The organism is Pseudomonas kairouanensis (assembly GCF_004682055.1).
GTDB lineage: Bacteria > Pseudomonadota > Gammaproteobacteria > Pseudomonadales > Pseudomonadaceae > Aquipseudomonas > Aquipseudomonas kairouanensis.
In genome coordinates, this window is record NZ_QUZU01000014.1 from 62474 (window position 1) to 82686 (window position 20213).

Sequence of the window (20213 nt, forward strand, 5' to 3'; positions counted from 1 at the left end):
ACTCCTTCAGGTTCGTTTGCGCAGTTTAGGCCGTGATCGGCCGGGTGGGTTCCGTAAAAGACTTTTCATCGGCCAATCCAGGCCCGACAAGGCGCGGGGTTGAGCCATAAGGTTTTTTAGGCGCAGAATGGGCGCCCTTGGGGTCTTACCTCGCCTGCTAGAAAAGGAAACTCGATGACTCGTCTTCGTGCCATCTGTACCGCGGTTGCTCTGGTTTGCGCCAGCGGCCAGGTTCTTGCCGATACCGCCAGCCACAACGCCAGTGCCGAAGCCTTCCTTACCCTGGCCCATGCCGACAAGCTGGGTACCCCGGTGTACATGCAAGTGCAGCAAATGTTCGCCCAGCGTTTCGAACAGACCAAGGCGCCTGCTGCCAAGCAGTCCGTGCTGGACAGCTACCAGGCCAAGGCCAACGCCGCCCTGGACCAGGCCATTGGCTGGCCGAAGCTGAAACCGGACATGGTCAAGCTCTACACCACCAACTTCAGCGAATCGGAACTCAAGGACCTGGTTGCCTTCTACCAGTCGCCACTGGGCAAGAAAGTCCTGGAAAAAATGCCTCAACTGACCCAGCAATCGGCCCAGATGACCCAGGCCAAGCTGGAAAGCGCCGTGCCGGTGGTGAACAAGCTGTTGGAAGACATGACCAACGAGCTCACGCCTAAAGCCGCCGCCCCGGCCAAGAAGAAGTAAGCAGGAATGACCATGCAACAGCGTATCGAAACGGCGCTTGCCGCCCTGGGCACCGACCACCTGAGCGTGCTGGATGAAAGCCATATGCACAGCCGTGGGTTGCAGACCCACTTCAAGGCCGTGCTGGTCAGCCCGCAGTTCGAGGGGCTCAACCGCGTCAAGCGCCACCAGAAGGTCTACGCCACCCTGGGTGACCTGATGAGCGAATTTCATGCGCTGGCGCTGCATACCTACACGCCTGAGGAATGGGCGAAAATCGACGCAGCCCCGGCCTCGCCGACCTGCGCCGGCGGACATGATTGATGAGCGGGTGTCTCTGACACCGGGCATTTGTTAGAATCCGCAACGCGCCGCTTAGCCGGCGCGTTTTTTTTGCATCCGGTTCACCCTTTGCGAGGGTAGCCACCTGGAGAGAACACCCATGACCCAACCAATCGTCGTGGCGGCACTGTATAAGTTCGTCACCCTCGAAGATTACGTCGCCCTGCGCGAGCCACTGCTGCAGGCGATGGTCGACAACGGCATCAAAGGTACCTTGCTGATCGCCGAAGAGGGCATCAACGGCACCGTGTCCGGCAGCCGCGAAGGCATCGATGGCCTGATGGCCTGGCTGAAGAACGACCCACGCATGGTCGATATCGACCACAAAGAATCCTACTGCGATGACCAGCCGTTCTACCGCACCAAGGTCAAGCTCAAGAAAGAGATCGTGACCCTGGGCGTTGAAGGCGTCGACCCAAACAAGAAAGTCGGCACCTATGTAGACCCGCAGGACTGGAACGCGCTGATCAGCGACCCCGAAGTACTGCTGATTGACACCCGAAACGACTACGAGGTGTCCATCGGCACCTTTGAAGGCGCGATCGACCCGAAAACCACCAGTTTTCGCGAATTTCCCGACTATATCAAAGCCAACTTCGACCCGGCCAAACACAAGAAAGTCGCCATGTTCTGCACCGGCGGCATTCGTTGTGAGAAGGCGTCGAGCTACATGCTCAGTGAAGGTTTCGATGAGGTCTACCACCTCAAGGGCGGCATCCTGAAGTATCTCGAAGAGGTGCCGCAGGAGGAGACCAAATGGCAGGGCGACTGCTTTGTTTTCGATAATCGCGTGACCGTGCGCCACGACTTGAGCGAAGGCGACTACGATCAATGTCATGCCTGCCGCACACCGGTGAGCATCGAAGACCGTGCGTCCGAGCACTATGTGGCTGGCATCAGCTGCCCGCACTGCTGGGACAAGCTGCCAGAGAAGACCCGTCGCAGCGCCATCGACCGTCAAAAGCAGATCGAACTGGCCAAGGCCCGCAACATGCCGCACCCGATTGGCTTCAATTACAAGCAATCCCCTTCCGAGGCCTGAGCCATGTCCGCGCGCCTGCTCTATGTAATGGACCCGATGTGTTCCTGGTGCTGGGGCTTCGCTCCGGTGGCCGAGGCGTTGGTGGAGCAGGCCCAGGCGGCCGGCGTGGAACTGCACCTGGTGGTGGGCGGCTTGCGCACCGGCAGCGGTGCGGCCCTGGAGCCGACCACCCGGCGCTACATCCTTGAACACTGGCAGGCGGTCACCGACGCTACCGGTCAGCCGTTCAAGCGCGAAGGTGCACTGCCCGACGGGTTTGTGTATGACACCGAGCCTGCGTGCCGTGCCATCGTGACGGCGCGAAGCCTGGCGCCGGATTGTGCGTGGAAACTGCTGGGGCTGATCCAGCGCGCGTTTTATGTCGAGGGGCGCGATGTGACCCTCGCAAGCGTGCTGGTGGAACTGGCCGAGGCGGCGGGTATTCCGCGTATCGAATTTGCCGGGGCCTTCGACCGGGCTGAGCAGCATGCGGCGACGGCGGCGGATTTCACATGGGTGCAGGACCTGGGTATCGCCGGTTTTCCGACGCTGTTGGCCGAGCGCAATGGCCAACTGGCCCTGCTGACAAACGGCTACCAGCCGCTGTCCGAGCTGTCGCCTCTGCTGGGCCGATGGCTGGAGCGAGCGACCTGTGCATGAACCTGCCCAACGCACAGACCGACTGACCTGGGCGGAAATTCGCCGCCTGGCCCTGCGCCATAAAAAATCTTTGTGGATCGCCAATGGCGTCGCCGTGCTGGCGACCCTGTGCAGCGTGCCCATCCCCCTGCTGTTGCCGTTGCTGGTTGACGAAGTGCTGCTGGGCCACGGTGATGCCGCGCTCAAGGTGATGAACCACGCATTGCCCCTGGGTTGGCAGAAAGCCGCCGGCTACATCGGCCTGATGTTGTTGGTGACCTTGCTGCTGCGCTGCGGCGCGCTGGTGTTCAACGTGGTGCAGGCGCGGTTGTTTGCACGCTTGGCCAAGGACATCGTGTACCGCATCCGCGTACGCCTGATCGAGCGACTCAAGCGCATCTCCCTGGGCGAATACGAAAGCCTGGGCAGCGGCACGGTGACCACCCATTTGGTCACCGACCTGGATACGCTGGATAAATTTGTCGGCGAAACCCTCAGCCGCTTCCTGGTGGCCATGCTGACCCTGGTGGGCACCTCGGCGATCCTGGTGTGGATGCATTGGCAGCTGGCGCTGCTGATCCTGCTGTTCAATCCGCTGGTGATCTACGCCACGGTGCAGCTGGGCAAGCGCGTCAAGCATTTGAAGAAGCTGGAAAACGACAGTACCTCGCGTTTCACCCAAGCACTCACCGAAACCCTGGATGCCATCCAGGAAGTGCGCGCCGGCAACCGCCAGGGCTTTTTCCTCGGACGCCTGGGCCAGCGTGCCCAGGAAGTGCGTGACTATGCGATCCACTCGCAATGGAAAACCGACGCTTCCAGCCGCGCCAGTGGTTTGTTGTTCCAGTTCGGCATCGACATCTTCCGTGCAGCGGCCATGCTGACCGTGCTGTTTTCCGACCTGTCCATCGGCCAGATGCTCGCGGTGTTCAGCTACCTGTGGTTCATGATCGGCCCGGTGGAGCAACTGCTGAACCTGCAATACGCCTACTACGCGGCGGGCGGGGCGCTGGCGCGGATCAACGAGTTGCTGGCCCGCGCCGACGAGCCGCAGTACGCCGGTGGCATAGACCCGTTCACCGGGCACCAGACCGTGGGTATCGAAGTGCGTGGCCTCAACTTCGGCTATGGCGAAGACCGGGTGCTGAACCAGTTGAACCTGGCCATTGCGCCGGGTGAGAAGGTCGCGATTGTCGGCGCCAGCGGCGGCGGCAAAAGTACCCTGGTGCAACTGTTGCTCGGGCTGTATACGCCCCAGGCCGGGAGCATCCGTTTTGGCGGTGCAACCCAGCAGGAGATCGGCCTGGAGACCATCCGCGAAAACGTCGCGGTGGTGCTGCAGCATCCTGCCCTGTTCAACGATACCGTGCGCGCCAACCTGACCATGGGCCGTGAGCGCAGTGACCAGGCCTGCTGGCAGGCACTGGAAATTGCCCAGCTGGATGCTACCGTCAAAGCGCTGCCCTTGGGCTTGGACAGTGTGGTGGGGCGTTCCGGTGTGCGCTTTTCCGGTGGGCAGCGCCAGCGCCTGGCGATTGCGCGCATGGTGTTGGCAGAGCCAAAGGTGGTGATCCTCGATGAAGCCACGTCGGCCCTGGATGCGGCCACCGAGTACAACCTGCACCAGGCGCTGGCGCGGTTTCTCAGTGGGCGTACTACACTGATCATCGCGCACCGTCTGTCGGCCGTTAAGCAGGCAGATCGAGTATTGGTGTTTGACGGCGGTCACATTGCTGAGGACGGCGATCATCAGCAACTGATTGCCGATGGCGGACTTTACGCCAAGCTCTATGGACACTTGCAACAAGTGCGTTGATCTGGCCTAGGCTGAGCTATCGGAAGCGGATTTTCGCGTGCGTATCCAGCAGTGCATGTGCAAGGGACTTCATGAAGCAAAAGCGGACTCTCGGAACGCCTCGGCTGTTGGGCATTGTGTGGCCCTTTATCGCCGTGGTGCTGTTCCAGGCATTGTTGGGGTGCGTCAGCCTGTACATGCTCTCGGCCGTGCGCGGCTATGTGGCCGGCGAAAGCCTGTGGTCCAAGGGCCAGAAAGACGCCATCTATTACTTGACGCTCTACGCCGACAACCGCGACGAAGCCACCTACCTTAAATACCAGCAAGCCATCGCAGTGCCCCAGGGCGGGCACGAGCTGCGTATTGCCCTCGACCAGCCGACGCCTGACCTGGCGGCTGCGCGCCAGGGAATTCTCAAGGGTGGCAACCACCCCGATGACGTCTCCAGCCTGATCTGGCTGTACCTCAACTTTCGCCATTTCAGCTACCTGGAAAAAGCCATCGCGCTGTGGACCGTGGGCGACGGTTATCTGGTGCAGTTGGATGACTTGGCGCGGGAGATGCACCAGTCGATCATTCGCGATCAAGTCAGCGCCAATGATGTGCGCCAATGGAAAGCCCATATCATTGCCATCAACGAGGGCGTCACCCCGGCCGCCAAGGCCTTCAGCGATGCCTTGGGGGAAGGCTCGCGGATGATCCTGCGATTGCTGTTGATCACCAACCTGGCCACGGCCCTGGGGCTGATCGTACTGGCGTTGTTGCGCACCCATAAGCTGCTGACCCAGCGCCATGCCTTCGCCGATGCCTTGCAAGAGGAGAAGGAGCGGGCGCAGATCACCCTGGAGTCGATTGGCGATGGGGTGATCACCACCGATGTCGACGGCGCCATTACCTACATGAACCCGGCGGCCGAGGCGCTGACGCACTGGAATTCCGCCCAGGCCCTGGGCTTGCCCCTGGCCGCCTTGTTCAACCTGCTGGACGACACCGCCCAGCCCGACGGATTTACCCTGATCGAACGTATCGTCAAAGGCCAGCTCAATGGCGGCAGCGAGCATTCCAAGACCATCCAGCGCCTGGACGGCAGCACGGTATCGGTGACCCTGGTGGGGGCGCCGATCCGCAGCGCGGGTAAGGTCACAGGGGCGGTGCTGGTATTGCACGACATGACCCAGGAGCGCCAATACATCGCCAACCTGTCGTGGCAGGCGACCCATGATGCCCTGACCGGCCTGGCCAACCGCCGTGAATTCGAGTATCGCCTGGAGCAAGTGCTGCACCCGGCGGGGTTGGCGCAGGGCGGGCGGCATGCGTTGATGTTCCTGGACCTGGACCAATTCAAGCTGGTCAATGACACCTGCGGTCACGCCGCAGGCGACGAGTTGCTACGCCATATCTGCGCGCTGCTGCAATCGGACCTGCGCGAGGGCGACACCCTGGCACGCCTGGGGGGTGATGAGTTCGGCATCCTGCTGGAGAACTGCCCGGCGCCGGTGGCGGAGAAAATCGCCGAGAGCCTGCGCCACACCGTGCAAAGCCTGCATTTTGTATGGAAGGGCCGGCCGTTCATGACCACCGTCAGCATTGGCCTGGTGCATATCTCTCAGGCCCCCACCACCTTGGAAACCTCGCTGCGGGCCGCCGACATGGCGTGCTACATGGCCAAGGAAAAGGGCCGCAACCGTGTGCAGGTGTATCACTCCGACGACTCGGAACTGTCCCTGCGCTTTGGTGAAATGGCTTGGGTGCAGCGCTTGCACATGGCGCTGGAAGAGAACCGGTTCTGCCTGTACGCCCAGGAAATTTCACCCCTGGGGCATACCGACGGCGGCCATGGCCACATTGAAATCCTGCTGCGCCTGCATGACGAGGCGGGCCGGATTATCTTGCCGGACAGCTTTATCCCGGCGGCCGAGCGTTACGGCTTGATGACGTCGCTGGATCGCTGGGTGGTCGAAAACGTATTCAGGCTTATTGCCCAATGCATGCAGGAACGTCCGGGCGCTTCCATGGCGATGTGTGCGATCAATCTGTCAGGCATCACCATTGGTGATGAAGACTTCCTTGGGTTTTTGCGTGAGAAGTTTCTTACTTACAATATCCCACCGCAGATGATCTGTTTTGAAATTACCGAAACCAGTGCGATTGCAAACTTAGGCAGTGCGATCCGCTTTATTAATGAACTCAAAGCCTTAGGTTGTCATTTCTCGCTGGATGACTTTTGTGCCGGTATGTCCTCATTCGCCTATCTCAAACATTTACCTGTAGACTTCCTGAAGATCGATGGAAGTTTCGTAAAGGATATGCTGGACGACCCGATTAACCGCGCGATGGTCGAAGTGATCAATCACATCGGCCATGTCATGGGTAAGCGCACAATTGCAGAGTTTGTCGAGACACCGCAAATCGAACAGGCGTTACTCGAAATTGGTGTGGATTACGCTCAGGGCTACCTGATTGAACGACCGCAATTGTTTACCTTTGATAGTTTGCAGTGTCGACCTGTGCGACCGCAGCCTTTGCTGTTCAAGGCGCCCGGCACATTCCGCTGAAACATTTGCTGGTCTGTACAATCACACTTAAAAAGGAGCCTTAACAGTGATCGACACATTCATCAGAACCGGCCCGCTTATGGAAGCCTCTAGTTACCCTGCCTGGGCGCAACAATTGATCCAGGACTGTAGCGAGAGCAAGCGCCGCGTTGTCGAACACGAACTGTACCAGCGCATGCGTGACAACACGCTCAGCGCCAAGACCATGCGCCACTACCTCATCGGTGGTTGGCCCGTGGTTGAACAGTTTGCCTTGTACATGGCACAGAACCTCACCAAGACCAAGTTTGCCCGCCATCCTGGCGAGGACATGGCGCGCCGCTGGCTGATGCGCAATATTCGGGTGGAACTGAACCACGCCGACTATTGGGTGCATTGGGCCCGTGCCCACGGTGTGAGCCTGGAGGAGTTGCAGGCCCAGAACGTGCCGCCCGAGCTGCACGCCCTGAGCCATTGGTGTTGGCATACAAGCTCTGCCGATTCGCTGATCGTGGCCATTGCCGCGACCAACTATGCAATCGAGGGGGCGACTGGGGAATGGTCTGCCGTGGTGTGTTCCACCGGCGTTTATGCGGCAGCCTTCCCCGAGGAAGACCGCAAGCGTGCAATGAAGTGGTTGAAGATGCACGCGCAGTACGATGATGCCCACCCGTGGGAAGCCCTGGAAATCATCTGCACCCTGGCCGGGATGAACCCCACCAAGCAGTTGCAGGCTGAGTTGCGCCAGGCCGTGACCAAGAGCTACGACTACATGTACCTGTTCCTGGAGAGCTGCATGCGCCTGGAGAAAGAAAAAATCCCGGTGCCGGTGCGTGAGCGCCAGCGGGTTGCCAGCGAGGCATGATGTAAATGGAGGTGGCGGGGCTTACCCCGCCATTGCCAAGCGGTTGCGACCTTCGCGCTTGGCCACGTACAGGGCACTGTCCGCCCGGCGTAGCAGGCTTTCGGCAGACTCGGCAGCCAGCAGGGTCGAGCAACCCAGGCTCACCGTCAGTTCGATCCGTGTCCCATCCGCCCAGTAATCCTGGGCCTGCGCCGCCCGGCGCAGGCGTTCACCGACCATGGCCGCGGCATCGCGACCGGTGTTGGACAGCAGGATCAGAAACTCTTCCCCGCCAAAGCGAAACACCATATCCACATTGCGCAGCTGGCTCTTGATTGCCCCGGCAACGGCGCGCAATACCGCGTCGCCCGCGGCGTGGCCGTGAGTATCGTTGATCACCTTGAAGTGGTCGATGTCCAGCATCAGCAACGACAGCGGATTAAGGTGCCGGCGCGCCATGTCGATTTCCCGTTGCAGGGTCTGGTCCATGGCGATGCGGTTGCCGGTCTCGGTCAACGGGTCGCGCAGGGCGCTGCGGGTAGCGGCGCGGTAGAGCAGGGCATTGCGCATGGGGTACAGCAGCGTTGCCAGCAAGGATTCAAGCTGGCCGAGTTCCTCTTCCAACAGGCGCTGGTTACGGCGAAAGATCAGCTCGCCCAAGTGCTCGCCTTCATGGCTCAGGCTGTAGCTCACCGAGTGGTGGCCGCGATGGCCGAACTCCAGGCGCAGGTCGCTGGCATCATGGCGATATTGCAGGGCATCCAGAGGCACCAGGCGCTGGACCTCACGGAAGAACACGCCAAGGATACGCTCTGGCTCCAGGCTGGTTTGCAGTTGCATGCCCAACTGCTGACGCAGTTGGAGGCTCGTGATAGGGCGGCGGGGGAGGAGGGATGGCTGACCAAACCCCAGGCGTTGCAATTTGGCACTGTCAAAGTCAATTGCGTTGGTCTGGGTTGGTGTTTTCATAAGCAAACGGCCTCTAAGCACTTAACTGTCTTACAGGCTCGATGAGAGTGGCGAGTGCCAAGCGTCTTACTGTTCCGTCAGTTCCGTAAAACATTGGTTACAGTCTAGACCGCTTTGCAACGGGTTATAACCCCTGGGCACTGCCGACCGTCTTGTCATCGCGTAACCTGCTTGCCAAATGTTAGAGCGAGATCCATGCCAAAACCTTTAAATTCGATAAAAGTCCTTATAAATCAAGCGACTGTTTTTACTGCTAAAAACAGTCGCTGAACCATGGCGCCAGTTATTTGGCAAGTTAAACCAGGTGCTTACTGTTTTTGCGGATCGAACTGTTTATCGCGAATAAACAATGCCGGTATCACTGCGCAAATGAAGTAGGCGCCGCCCATCACCAGAAAGCCCATGCCGATGGAGCCATGGGACGCCAGGAAACCAATGGCCGCCGGCGCCACCGCCGCACCAATACGGCCGATGTTGTAGGCCCCCCCCACGGCCGAGCCGCGAAACTTGGCTTCGAAGCTTTCAGTCATGTACGTGGCGTTGACGCCATAGGGAATCCCGTAGAGAAAGCCAAACACCACCAGCATCCACAGGATATTTTCCGGGCTCTGGAACAGCACGATCACCGGCAGGAACACCGCCGTGCCGAGGGCGCCGAACGCAAACACGCTGCGGCGTCCCAGGCGGTCGGCGGCCAGGCCGGCGAGGATCTTGCCGAAAATCATCGCGGCGTAGGTGCCGACCATATAGCTGGTCATCGACTTGAAGTTCATCCCCAGTTCGCTTTCCAAGTAGGACGGCATCCAGTTGTTCACGCCGTAGTAACCGAACTGCAGGAAGCCTGCGGTCAGGGCCCAGAGCAGGAACATGCGGCTGGCCTTGGGGTCGCTGAAGATCAGCTTGAACATGCCGTCGGGTTTTTTCTTCAGGGCGTTGCGGGTGCCGCTGGCTTTGTCTTTTGCGCGTTCGGCCTGGGCGGTGATCCAGGCCTGGGGTTCCGGTACCAGGCGTTGCATCAGCACGGCGAGGATCACCGGGATGATCGCCACGTAGAACAACCAGCGCCAGCCGTGCTCGGGCAGGATCCAACCGGCCAATAACGTGGCCACGATGTAGCCCACCGACCAGCCAGCCTGCAGGGTGCCCAGCACGGTGGTGCGGTAGCGGGTGGGCACGTATTCGGCCATCAGGGTGTTGCACGCCACATACAGCGCGCCCAGGCCAAGGGAGGCGAAGAACCGGGTACTCGCGAACTGCCAATAGCTGTGGGTCATGCCCAGGACGGCCGTGCCCACGGAAAACAGCACGATGCTCCACACCACGGTTTTTACCCGGCCAAAACGGTCACAGGCCCAGCCACCGTAGATGCCGCCGATGGCCATGCCCGCCAGGGTAAAGCTGCCCAGGCTGCCGGCCTCGACGCTGGTCAGGCCGAACTCGGCCTTCAGGCTGCTGAGGCTGTAGGACAGCAACATCAAGTCTGCGCCATCGATCAACAGCCCGAGGAAGCAGAAGATGAACACGATAATCCACAGTTTGCTTTTTGCAGGCGACAACGCGCCCGCCGATGTGGCGACTTCCATAGCGATACCTTGTTGTAGTTGTTAGGGCATTGGGTATGGGTGGAGCGATGAAACCTAGCGTTGCGCCGCGCGAATCATGTTGCGGGCAATCACCAGTTGCTGGATCTGCGTGGTGCCCTCGTACAGGCGGAACAGGCGCACATCCCGGTAGAAACGTTCGATGGCGTACTCGCTGATATAGCCAGCGCCGCCATGGATCTGTACGCAACGGTCGGCGACCCGGCCGCACATTTCGGTGGCGAACATCTTGGCGCACGAGGCTTCGGTGCCGATGTCCTGGCCGTCGTCACGCTTGCGCGCGGCGTCCAGCACCATGCAGCGGGCGGCGTAGATCTCGGCCTTGCTGTCGGCGAGCATGGCCTGGATCAGCTGGAACTCGGCAATGGGTTGGCCGAACTGCTTGCGGTCGATGGCGTAGTGCAGGGCATCGTTGAGCATGCGCTCGGCGGCGCCCACGCTGACGGCGGCAATGTGCAGGCGGCCTTTGTCGAGCACCTTCATGGCGGTCTTGAAGCCCACGCCTTCCACGCCGCCGATCAACTGGCTGGCAGGGACGCGCACGTTGTCGAAGATCACGTCGCTGGTATGGGCGCCTTGCTGGCCCATCTTGTGATCGCGCTTGCCCAGGGACAGGCCGGGGGTGTCGCGCTCGACGATAAAGGCGCTGATCCCGCCGGAGCCGCGGATCGCCGCGTCGGTGCGCGCCATTACCGTGAAAATCCCGGCATGGGGGGCGTTGGTGATAAAGCGCTTGGTGCCGTTGATCACGTAATGGTCGCCATCGCGCACGGCGGTGGTCTTCAGGGAGGCGGCGTCGGAGCCGGAGTCGGGTTCGGTGAGGCAGAACGAACTGAGCAACTGGCCACTGGCGAGCAACGGCAGGTAGTGCGACTTCTGTGCGTCGGTACCGTCCAGCAGGATGCCAATGGAGCCGATGCCATTGTTGGTGCCGAAGTAGGAGCGGAAGGCCGGGGAGGTGCGCCCCAGTTCAAAGGCGATGGTCACCTCTTCTTCCATGGTCAGGCCCAGGCCGCCGTAGGCTTCGGGAATGGTCAGGCCGAACAGGCCCATGTCCTGGAATTGGCTGACGATATCGGCCGGGATTTCATCGGTCTGGGCGACTTCGTTTTCCCGTGGGATCAGCGCTTGGTCGACAAACTGCGCAATGGCGTCCACCAGGATATGAAGGGTTTGTGCGTCTCGGATCATGTGCAGTCCTCAGCGGCCCGTTTGGCGGGCCTGTTATCGTCAATCTGCCGAGGCCATGCACCTGTGCTGCTAGCGGGCGGCGGCCTCGATATTGTTCACCATGTGCTTGAGGCGTGGGCCGATGTCGTCTTCGAGTTTCTCCCGGGAAAGGTGAAAACTCGGTCCGCCACAGTTGAACGCCAGCAAGCCGTGTTGTGCATGCAGCATGGGCACGGCGATGGCGTTGACATCGCGGTGCCACTCACCGATCGACATGCAATAGCCGAAGTCGGTGTAGTCCCGGAAGGCGCGTTCCAGCCCCTTGCGGATGGTCGGCCAGTCCTCCAGATGACGCTGGCGGATATGGTCGAGGATGAACTCCCGCTCGTTTTCCGGCATCGCTGCCAGGCAGGCGCGGCCTGCGGAACTCAAGTGCAACGGCAGGCGCGTGCCCACTTGGCGGCGCATGGTCATGTTCGCTTCGCCCTGGACCACGTCCAGGTACACCGCGTCCAGGCGATCCCGGGTGGCCATCGCGACGGCTGCCTGGGCGTACTTGGCCATGGTCTCCATCAACGGGTGAGCCACGGCTCGCACCGACAGGTTCGACAACATCGCGTAACCGAAGGCCATTACCCCCACATCCAACTGATACCGGCCCGACTGCGGCAGGTACTTGAGATAACCCAGGCGCGTCAGGGTGTGGGTCATGCGGGTGATCGTCGGCTTTGGTAGCCCGGTCTTGCGTGCCAGGTCCTGGTTGCCCAGTACGCTCTCGCTCGGCGTGAAACAGCGCAGCAGTTCCAGGCCGCGTGCCAGGGCGGTGACAAACTGGCGGTCCTTGTCCTCCTCCTCATCGTTATTCATCGGGTCAATCAGCAAGTGCTCGAAGGCGTTGTTGCTTGCAGGCAATTCGGTGCTGCCCGTGTCCGGGTTTCGACGGCGCATGTTAAGCCTCATTTTTTTATAAAATCAACAAAACAAAATCATATTCCGCACAGCGAAACTAATCAACGATTAGCCGTTAGTTTTTTATATGGGATAAAACGCGATAAAACAGTGGGTTATTGAGTGTTTGAACATGGTTTAAGGTTTTTACGTTTACACCCGCCAGGTCGGTACTTATGATCATGGCTAAATACGGAATGTTATTTCGCATAGCGAAACTAGCGATAATCCCACTAATAAGAACCTCGCAGCAGGAGTGAATGTGACCAGCGCAGACCAACCCGTGGTGACCCTCGACGTCCAGAGCAATGGCGTGGCCGTGGTGCGTATCCAGCGCCCCGAGGTGAAAAACGCCCTCAATACCCAGGTTCGCGAATTGCTGGCTGAGCACTTTCGTGCATTGGCCCGGCGCCGGGATGTGCGGGCCATTGTGCTGACCGGCGGTGAGCAATGCTTTGTGGCCGGTGCCGATATCAACGAGTTCGCCCATGCCGGTGCAATTGATATGTACCGCCGCCACACCGAATACCTGTGGGAAGCCATCAGCCGCTGTCCCAAGCCGGTGATTGCAGCGGTCAATGGGTTTGCCCTGGGGGGCGGCTGCGAGTTGGCGATGCATTGCGACCTGATTGTGGCCGGCGAGTCGGCGCGGTTTGCCCAGCCGGAAGTGAAGTTGGGCTTGATGCCCGGCGCGGGCGGCACCCAACGCTTGGTCCGTGCGGTGGGTAAGTTCCAGGCCATGCGCATTGCGCTTACCGGGTGCATGGTCAGCGCGAACGAAGCCCTGGCTATCGGCATGCTCAGCGAAGTGGTCAGCGATGACCAGACGCTGCCCCGTGCGTTGGCGCTGGCCGCGCAGATCGCCGCGCTGCCGCCGCTGGCGGTGGAGCAAATCAAGGAAGTGATGCTGGCCGGGGCCGACCTGCCGTTGGAAAGTGCCCTGGTGCTGGAGCGCAAGGCGTTCCAACTGCTGTTCGATTCCAAGGATCAGAAGGAGGGCGCCGCTGCGTTCTTCGAAAAACGCGCACCTGAGTACCGGGGGGAATAACTATGACGGTCTCGATCAACACCCTGGGACTGGTGGGCACCGGCGTCATGGGCGCCGGTATCGCGCAGATCGCGGCCCAGGCTGGTGTGGTGGTACGCCTGTTCGATGCCCGCGAGGGCGCCGCACAAACTGCCCGCGACGGCCTTGCCGCTACGTTTGCCAAGCTGGTGAGCAAAGGCAAGATCAACCCGTTGGCGATGGATGCGGCATTGACCAACCTGCAGGTCACCGAGGCCCTCGATGGGCTGAAGGACTGCGACCTGGTGGTGGAAGCCATCGTGGAAAACCTCGACGCCAAGCGCGGGCTGCTCAAGCAACTTGAAGCCATCGTCAGCCCAACCTGCATCCTCGCCACCAACACGTCATCGCTTTCCATCACCGCCATCGCCAGCGGTTGCCAGCATCCCGAGCGCGTTGCCGGGTTGCACTTTTTCAACCCGGTACCGCTGATGCGTGTGGTGGAGGTCATCGACGGCCTGGCAACCGCGCCGCAGGTTGGCGATGCCCTGCTGGCGCTGGTGGCGCGCACTGGCCATCGTGGCGTGCGGGCCAAGGACACCCCGGGGTTTATCGTCAACCATGCCGGGCGCGCCTACGGCACCGAAGCCCTGAAGATGCTTGACGAAGGCATTGCCGAGCGGGGCGAGATCGACCGTATCCTGCGCGATGGTGCCGGGTTCCGCATGGGGCCGTTGGAGTTGCTGGACCTGACGGGGCTGGACGTCTCGCACCCGGTGATGGAGTCGATCTACAACCAGTTCTACCAGGAGCCGCGCTACAAACCCTCGCCCCTGACCCGGCAGATGCTGGTGGGCGGGCGCTTGGGGCGCAAGACCGGCCACGGCTTCTATCAGTATGAAAACGGCCAGGTCATCCATGGCCCGCAGCCCCAACCGTTGCCCTCGGTGCACACCATGCCACCTTTGTGGATCGCCGCCGAAAACCATGAGGACTATGAGCGCCTGAGCCGTTTAGTGATCGACCTGGGTGCCGATCTGGAAAGCGCGGCGCAACCTTCGCCCCAGGCGCTGTGCCTATTGGCACCCTACGGCCGCGACGCCACCAGTGCCTGCGTGCACTTTGATACCGATCCGGCACGCACCCTGTGCATCGACCTGCTGACGGACCTGGCCCGCCATCGCACGCTGATGCAAAACCCGCTCACCGCGCCGGCCATGCGTGACGCCGCCCATGCCTTGCTGGCGGCTGACGGCGTAGGGGTGACAGTGATCAGCGACAGCGTCGGTTTTGTGGCCCAACGGACGTTGGCGATGGTGGTCAACCTGGCCTGTGATATCGCCCAGCAACGCATTGCCAGCGTCGAGGATATCGACCAGGCCGTGCAATTGGGCCTGGGCTATCCACAGGGGCCGTTGGCCTGGGGTGATGCCCTGGGGCCACGGCGCATGCTGACGATTTTGCAGCGCATGAGCGAACTCACCCACGACCCGCGCTACCGCCCCAGCCCCTGGTTGCGGCGGCGGGCGATGCTGGGTGTTTCCCTGCGCCATGAAGAGCCGACAGTCGGCTGATTTCCCTACCTCACAGGACAAGAACAATGGGTGCTTTGACAGGTTTGCGGGTATTGGATTTAAGCCGAGTGCTGGCCGGCCCCTGGTGTGGGCAAGTGCTGGCCGACCTCGGTGCAGAGGTGATCAAGATCGAACGGCCCGCCAGCGGCGATGACACCCGTGGCTGGGGACCGCCGTGGATGAAGACCGACGCGGGCGAGTCCTCTGGCGAGGCTTCGTACTACCAGTCCACCAATCGCGGCAAGCTGTCGGTGGCCATCGATATAGCCACCCCCGAAGGCCAGGAATTGGTACGCGCGCTGGCGGCCAGTTCCGATGTGTTGATCGAGAACTACAAGGCCGGTTCCCTGGCGCGCTATGGCCTGGATTACGCGACCTTGGCCGAGGCCAATCCACGCCTGGTGTATTGCTCCATCACCGGGTTCGGCCAGACCGGCCCGCGTGCCGAAGAACCCGGCTACGACTTCATCATCCAGGGCATCGGCGGCTTGATGAGCATCACTGGCGAGCGCGATGATTTGCCCGGCGGCGGCCCGCAAAAAGTCGGCGTGGCGTTCTCCGACCTGATGACCGGCCTGTATTCCACGGTGGCGATCCAGGCCGCGCTGCTCAGCCGTGAACGCACCGGCGTTGGCCAATACATTGATATGGCGTTGCTGGATGTACAGGTCGCCACATTGGCCAACCAAAGCATGAACTACCTGGCGTCGGGCAAGGTGCCGCAGCGTTTCGGCAATGCCCACGCCAACATTGTGCCGTACCAGGTGTTCCGCGCCGCCGACCGTGACTTCATCATCGCCTGTGGCAACGACAGCCAGTTTGTTGCCCTGTGCCAGAGCATCGGCCTGGCGCACTTGCCGGATGACCCGCGCTTTCGGCGCAACGCTGACCGAGTGGCCCATCGCGAAGCAATCGTCGAATTGCTCTCGGCGCACTTTCTCGGCCGCAGTGCGGATGAATGGGTGGCGTGCATTCACGCCTCGAAAGTGCCGGTGGGCGCGATCAATTCCATCGCCCAGTCCCTGGAAGAGCCCCAGGTGATCGCGCGCAACCTGATGGTCAAGATCCCTCACCCCAAGAACCCGGATTTCGCCATGGTCGGCAGCCCGATCAAAATGTCTGGCACGCCGGTGGAGTACGTGCGGCCAGCGCCGATGCTGGGGCAGCACACCGACGATATCCTTGGGCAACGGTTGGGCCTGTCAGCGGAGCAACTGGCCCAACTCAAGGCGCGTGGGATCGTCGAGCAGCAGGGTTAGACCAGGGTCGAGCGGTCGATCTGCGCGATGGAGGTGACCCCGGTGAGGGTCATGGCCACGCGCATTTCCTTGGCAAAGATGTCCAGCAGGTTTTCCACGCCGTGCTGGCCATCTGCGGCCAACGCATAGGCGGTAGCGCGCCCCAGCAGGCAGGCTTTGGCGCCCAGGGCGAGCATGCGCACCACGTCCAGCCCTGAGCGAATGCCCGAATCCACCAGCACCGTGAGGTCATCGCCCACTGCTTCGGCAATCGCCGGCAAGGCTTTGGCGGTGGACAGCACGCCGTCCAACTGACGGCCGCCATGGTTGGAGACCACGATGCCATCGGCGCCGAAACTCACGGCGTCCTTGGCGTCCTGGGGGTCGAGGATGCCCTTGATGATCATCGGGCCTTTCCAGAAGTCGCGGATCCACTCCAGGTCTTTCCAACTGATGGACGGGTCGAAATTATTCGCCAGCCAGCCGATGTAGTCTTCCAAGTGGGTGGGTTTGCCCAGGTACTTGGAGATGTTGCCCAGGTCGTGGGGGCGGCCCATCAGGCCCACGTCGAAAGCCCATTGCGGCTTGGTCACGGCTTGCAGCATGCGCCGCTGCGCCGCGAACGGGCCGGACATGCCCGAGTGGGCGTCACGGTAGCGCGCGCCGGGCGTGGGCATGTCCACGGTGAACACCAGCGTGGTAATACCGGCGGCCTGGGCGCGTTCCAGTGCGTTGCGCATGAAGCCACGGTCCTTGAGCACATAGAGTTGGAACCAGATCGCCTGGGCACTTTGCGAGGCCACTTCTTCAATCGGGCACACCGACACCGTCGACAGGCAGAACGGAATACCTTTGTTCGCCGCCGCCTTGGCCGCCTGCACTTCACCGCGTCGCGCATACATGCCGGTCAGGCCCACGGGGCTGAGGATCACCGGCATGTCCAACGCCTGGCCAAACAGCGTGGTCTTGAGGCTCAGGCTGTCGACATTACGCAGGATGCGCTGGCGCAGGCTGATCTCGGCCAGGTCCGAACTGTTCGCCCGCATCGTGTGTTCGGCATAGGCGCCGCCATCGATGTAGTCGAACAGAAAGCGCGGCAGCTTGCGCTTGGCGGCTGCGCGGTAGTCGGAGGCGGACGAGATGATCATGAACGGTATCTCCACAAGGCAGGGCGGATCAGCATAGGTAAAAATCTGGCATGATAAAAACAACTTTTATCGCTAGCAGCCAGTCGCAAAAGGAATACGGATGAACCTCAGAACATTACGCGCCTTTGTCGAAGTGGTGCGCCAGGGCGGTTTCTCCCAGGCTGCCGACGTGGTGTCCCTGACCCAGTCCACCGTGAGCAAGGCGGTCAAAACCCTGGAAGACGAACTGGGCACGCCGTTGCTCAACCGCCTCGGCCACCGCAACGAACTGACCGCCGCAGGCGAAATCGCCTACCGCCGTGCCCAAGTGCTGCTGGCTGAACACAACGACTTGGTGGCCGAGATCAACGACCTGCGCGGCCTCAAACGTGGCCAACTGCGCATCGGCCTGCCGCCGGTGGGCTGCGGCGTGCTGTTCGCGACCATGTTCGCCACCTACCGCAGCCGTTACCCGGACATCGACATTGAACTCACCGAATACGGCAGCAAAAAACTACGGGAATGCCTGGAGGCCGGGGAGGTGGACCTGGCAGCGCTGCTGCTGCCGGTGGACGAAGGCTTCGACTACCAGCCCGTGCGTAATGAACCCTTGATAGCCGTCTTGCCCAGCAACCACCCTCTGGCCCAGCGCAAGCGCATCGACTTCACCGACCTTGCGGACTCGCCGTTCATCCTGTTCGAAGCGGGTTTTGCCCTTAACGCCAAGATCCTCGCGGCCTGCGAGCGCAAAGGCGTCACGCCCCGCGTCGCCGCCCGCAGCGGGCAGATCGACTTTATCGTCGACCTGGTCACCGCCGGCCTGGGCGTGGCCTTCCTCCCCCGGATGCTCGCGCACAAACACCAGCACGCTGGCATCGCCCTGATCCCCCTCGACGAACCCCACACCGACTGGCACATCGCCCTGGCCTGGCGCGCCGGCGCCCACCTGCCACCGGCGGCTCTGGCGTGGCTGGAATTGGCTAAGGAACAACAACTTGCAACCAGCCAGCCGCTTTAAACGCACCGATTGCTAGAGAAAGCTTGACTTCCCCTTTTTAATCAGTAACATACGGCGCATTCCGCGATAGCTCAGTTGGTAGAGCAAATGACTGTTAATCATTGGGTCCCTGGTTCGAGTCCAGGTCGTGGAGCCAGATAGAGAAAAGCCTGCAGAGATGCAGGCTTTTTTTTGCCTTGGATTTGACCGGGGTAATCGAAGCATAGGTATCTACACAACTATTGGACTTGACCAACCCCGAAGATCTGGCTCTGGCTCTGGCTCTGGCTCTGGCTCTGGCTTTTGATTTGGCTTTTGATCTTGATCTTAGGCGCCCCGTTAAACCACGCTGGCCGAACGCAGGCTTGAATTCGTGGGTAACCCGGCAGGACGCCGGGTTAGCCGCCCCGCGCCATGGATGGCGCGTGGCGGCGGCCCACGGATTCAAGCCGGAGTGAGGGAATGCCGAGCCTAGGCGAGGCACCGAGTGGTGGGGCGAAGCGTTTTGCTTACTTTTGCGCTCTTCAAAAGTGAGCCGCTGTAAGAGCGGAACCAATAGCCGCCGTTACCCAAATAACGGATATGTACCCCGACCCAAACGTTCCAGCGCCATACGCAAAGCTATCGCAGGCAAGCCAGATCGCACATTAGACCGGCGTATATCCGATAAAACTTGGCCGCCTGCCACATAGCCTTCGCGAGCAAGTCGAATCGTTGCACCGCCGCTCCCACAGGTCCAGCGCCACACTCAAAGTTGTGTAGATACCTATGGCAATCAAAGCGCACAGCGTGACCAGCCCAGTCCTCACTCACTAAGAGCCGCAAACGGCAAACGTTCCGCCAGCGCCTGCGCAAGGTAACGGGCGAACACCGAGATGCGCTGGGGGATGTGCCGCCGATGCTGATACACCGCAAAAATGTCAGCCTGCGGTGCCTGGTGGTCGGTGAGCACCGCTTGCAGGCGGCCGCTTTCAAGATACTGCTGAACATTCCAGCGCGACCGCAAAATCAAGCCATGCCCGTCCAGCGCCAGGCTCAACGCAACTTCACCATCATTGCTCGACAGCGTGCCGCTGACCTTGTGTGAGTAATCCTGGCCATCCTTACTGAAGCGCCAGATCGCATAGTCGCTGCCGAACTGGCGCAGAACGATGCAGTTGTGCTGCGCCAGATCCGCCACACGGGTCAGTGCCGGCATCGCTTCAAGGTAGGCCTTCGATGCGCAGAGGATGCGTGGGTTTTCCAGCAGGCGAATGCCGACCAACCGCGAGTCCGGCGGCTCGCCCATGCACACGCCGATATCGAATTGATCGTCCAGCATGCTCAGTGGCTGGCTGGTCAGCTCCAGGGAAATTTCAAGCTCCGGATGCAGCCTCGCGAAGCTCGATACCACCGGTGCGAGGTGCTGGCGCCCGAAACCCAGCGTGCCATTGATCCGCAACCGGCCTTGCAAGGTCGGCTGACGGCTGCTCAGCGCGCTCTCCAGTTCTTCGAGCTGGCGCAGAATCGGGCGACTGCCCTCCAGGTACTGCGCCCCTTCGGGGGTCAGCGACAATCGGCGTGTGGTGCGCAGTAATAATTGCACCCCGAGCCTGGCTTCCAATTGGCTCAGTCGTTTGCTCACGGCAGGCAGCGACAGCCCCAGATGGCGTGCCACTTCAGTCAGGCTGGCGCGTGTAGCCACCTGCTGAAAGAAGCTCAGGTCATCGATCATGCTCATGGATTCTTTCCTAAAA

Annotated in this window: 17 protein-coding genes and 1 tRNA gene; 12 read left to right on the top strand and 6 right to left on the bottom strand. The window is 61.0% G+C overall.

Going from position 1 to position 20213, the window contains the following annotated elements; genetic code table 11:
- The first annotated feature begins 174 nt into the window (after window positions 1-174).
- The 7 genes from DYL59_RS13640 to DYL59_RS13670 all read left to right on the top strand — a co-directional run bounded on the left by DYL59_RS13640 (window position 175) and on the right by DYL59_RS13670 (window position 7868).
- Window positions 175-693 (top strand): DUF2059 domain-containing protein, encoded by a 519-nt coding sequence (locus DYL59_RS13640; RefSeq protein ID WP_058424992.1) that lies wholly within the window; start codon window positions 175-177, stop codon window positions 691-693.
- Window positions 694-699: 6 nt separating this feature from the next.
- Window positions 700-996: a BolA family protein gene (locus DYL59_RS13645; protein WP_038847405.1), complete on the top strand. Its 297-nt coding sequence runs from the start codon at window positions 700-702 to the stop codon at window positions 994-996.
- A 118-nt stretch (window positions 997-1114) separates the two neighbouring features.
- Window positions 1115-2056, top strand: coding sequence for an oxygen-dependent tRNA uridine(34) hydroxylase TrhO (gene trhO, locus DYL59_RS13650; RefSeq protein ID WP_135289657.1), 942 nt, complete (start codon window positions 1115-1117; stop codon window positions 2054-2056).
- A 36-nt stretch (window positions 2057-2092) separates the two neighbouring features.
- Window positions 2093-2695: a DsbA family protein gene (locus DYL59_RS13655; protein ID WP_193557550.1), complete on the top strand. Its 603-nt coding sequence runs from the start codon at window positions 2093-2095 to the stop codon at window positions 2693-2695.
- Window positions 2688-4490: an ABC transporter ATP-binding protein gene (locus DYL59_RS13660; RefSeq protein ID WP_135289659.1), complete on the top strand. Its 1803-nt coding sequence runs from the start codon at window positions 2688-2690 to the stop codon at window positions 4488-4490. The genes DYL59_RS13655 and DYL59_RS13660 overlap by 8 nt, the downstream gene beginning before the upstream one ends.
- Before the next feature lie 71 nt (window positions 4491-4561).
- Window positions 4562-7024 (top strand): EAL domain-containing protein, encoded by a 2463-nt coding sequence (locus DYL59_RS13665; protein ID WP_135289660.1) that lies wholly within the window; start codon window positions 4562-4564, stop codon window positions 7022-7024.
- 79 nt (window positions 7025-7103) lie between these two features.
- Complete coding sequence (locus tag DYL59_RS13670) at window positions 7104-7868, top strand: iron-containing redox enzyme family protein (protein ID WP_420359285.1); 765 nt, start codon at window positions 7104-7106, stop codon at window positions 7866-7868.
- Window positions 7869-7889: 21 nt separating this feature from the next.
- Here the strand turns inward: DYL59_RS13670 and DYL59_RS13675 are convergent, their stop codons facing one another.
- The 4 genes from DYL59_RS13675 to DYL59_RS13690 form a co-directional block, all read right to left on the bottom strand.
- Window positions 7890-8816, bottom strand: a complete 927-nt coding sequence (locus tag DYL59_RS13675) for a GGDEF domain-containing protein (protein ID WP_135289662.1) — start codon at window positions 8814-8816, stop codon at window positions 7890-7892.
- Between the two features lie 308 nt (window positions 8817-9124).
- On the bottom strand, window positions 9125-10399 hold the full coding sequence (locus tag DYL59_RS13680) for an MFS transporter (RefSeq protein WP_135289663.1): 1275 nt from the start codon (window positions 10397-10399) through the stop codon (window positions 9125-9127).
- 54 nt (window positions 10400-10453) lie between these two features.
- Entirely contained in the window at window positions 10454-11608 is a 1155-nt protein-coding gene (locus DYL59_RS13685) for an acyl-CoA dehydrogenase family protein (protein WP_135289664.1), read from the bottom strand.
- A 69-nt stretch (window positions 11609-11677) separates the two neighbouring features.
- A complete protein-coding gene (locus DYL59_RS13690; protein ID WP_135289665.1) occupies window positions 11678-12547 on the bottom strand; it encodes an IclR family transcriptional regulator in 870 nt (289 codons plus the stop codon).
- A gap of 250 nt (window positions 12548-12797) precedes the next feature.
- On the opposite strand from DYL59_RS13690, the gene DYL59_RS13695 reads away from it, so the two are divergent.
- From DYL59_RS13695 to DYL59_RS13705, 3 genes are read left to right on the top strand one after another with little or no spacing between them, the layout of a single operon-like run.
- Window positions 12798-13583: an enoyl-CoA hydratase gene (locus tag DYL59_RS13695; RefSeq protein WP_135289666.1), complete on the top strand. Its 786-nt coding sequence runs from the start codon at window positions 12798-12800 to the stop codon at window positions 13581-13583.
- A 2-nt stretch (window positions 13584-13585) separates the two neighbouring features.
- Window positions 13586-15115 (top strand): 3-hydroxyacyl-CoA dehydrogenase, encoded by a 1530-nt coding sequence (locus DYL59_RS13700; RefSeq protein WP_135289667.1) that lies wholly within the window; start codon window positions 13586-13588, stop codon window positions 15113-15115.
- 26 nt (window positions 15116-15141) lie between these two features.
- Window positions 15142-16374 (top strand): CaiB/BaiF CoA transferase family protein, encoded by a 1233-nt coding sequence (locus DYL59_RS13705; protein WP_135289668.1) that lies wholly within the window; start codon window positions 15142-15144, stop codon window positions 16372-16374.
- Here the strand turns inward: DYL59_RS13705 and lldD are convergent.
- Window positions 16371-17501, bottom strand: coding sequence for an FMN-dependent L-lactate dehydrogenase LldD (gene lldD, locus DYL59_RS13710; RefSeq protein WP_135289669.1), 1131 nt, complete (start codon window positions 17499-17501; stop codon window positions 16371-16373). The two genes, DYL59_RS13705 and lldD, sit on opposite strands and share 4 nt — an antisense overlap.
- 100 nt (window positions 17502-17601) lie before the next feature.
- Here lldD and DYL59_RS13715 point away from each other — a divergent pair, with 100 nt between their 5' ends.
- Both DYL59_RS13715 and DYL59_RS13720 read left to right on the top strand, forming a co-directional pair.
- Window positions 17602-18498, top strand: a complete 897-nt coding sequence (locus tag DYL59_RS13715) for a LysR family transcriptional regulator (RefSeq protein ID WP_135289670.1) — start codon at window positions 17602-17604, stop codon at window positions 18496-18498.
- 60 nt (window positions 18499-18558) lie between these two features.
- Window positions 18559-18634, top strand: a tRNA-Asn gene (locus DYL59_RS13720).
- A 648-nt stretch (window positions 18635-19282) separates the two neighbouring features.
- Here DYL59_RS13720 and DYL59_RS13730 read toward each other — a convergent pair.
- On the bottom strand, window positions 19283-20197 hold the full coding sequence (locus tag DYL59_RS13730; RefSeq protein ID WP_135289672.1) for a LysR family transcriptional regulator: 915 nt from the start codon (window positions 20195-20197) through the stop codon (window positions 19283-19285).
- Window positions 20198-20213 lie beyond the last annotated feature (16 nt).

Coding starts and splice junctions, on each gene's coding strand:
- DYL59_RS13730 (WP_135289672.1), bottom strand. CDS start 20,197: ATGAGCATGATCGATGACCTGAGCTTCTTTCAGCAGGTGGCTACACGC.
- DYL59_RS13685 (WP_135289664.1), bottom strand. CDS start 11,608: ATGATCCGAGACGCACAAACCCTTCATATCCTGGTGGACGCCATTGCG.
- DYL59_RS13680 (WP_135289663.1), bottom strand. CDS start 10,399: ATGGAAGTCGCCACATCGGCGGGCGCGTTGTCGCCTGCAAAAAGCAAA.
- DYL59_RS13640 (WP_058424992.1), top strand. CDS start 175: ATGACTCGTCTTCGTGCCATCTGTACCGCGGTTGCTCTGGTTTGCGCC.
- DYL59_RS13690 (WP_135289665.1), bottom strand. CDS start 12,547: ATGAGGCTTAACATGCGCCGTCGAAACCCGGACACGGGCAGCACCGAA.
- lldD (WP_135289669.1), bottom strand. CDS start 17,501: ATGATCATCTCGTCCGCCTCCGACTACCGCGCAGCCGCCAAGCGCAAG.
- DYL59_RS13665 (WP_135289660.1), top strand. CDS start 4,562: ATGAAGCAAAAGCGGACTCTCGGAACGCCTCGGCTGTTGGGCATTGTG.
- DYL59_RS13670 (WP_420359285.1), top strand. CDS start 7,104: ATGGAAGCCTCTAGTTACCCTGCCTGGGCGCAACAATTGATCCAGGAC.
- trhO (WP_135289657.1), top strand. CDS start 1,115: ATGACCCAACCAATCGTCGTGGCGGCACTGTATAAGTTCGTCACCCTC.
- DYL59_RS13700 (WP_135289667.1), top strand. CDS start 13,586: ATGACGGTCTCGATCAACACCCTGGGACTGGTGGGCACCGGCGTCATG.
- DYL59_RS13655 (WP_193557550.1), top strand. CDS start 2,093: ATGTGTTCCTGGTGCTGGGGCTTCGCTCCGGTGGCCGAGGCGTTGGTG.
- DYL59_RS13645 (WP_038847405.1), top strand. CDS start 700: ATGACCATGCAACAGCGTATCGAAACGGCGCTTGCCGCCCTGGGCACC.
- DYL59_RS13675 (WP_135289662.1), bottom strand. CDS start 8,816: ATGAAAACACCAACCCAGACCAACGCAATTGACTTTGACAGTGCCAAA.
- DYL59_RS13715 (WP_135289670.1), top strand. CDS start 17,602: ATGAACCTCAGAACATTACGCGCCTTTGTCGAAGTGGTGCGCCAGGGC.
- DYL59_RS13705 (WP_135289668.1), top strand. CDS start 15,142: ATGGGTGCTTTGACAGGTTTGCGGGTATTGGATTTAAGCCGAGTGCTG.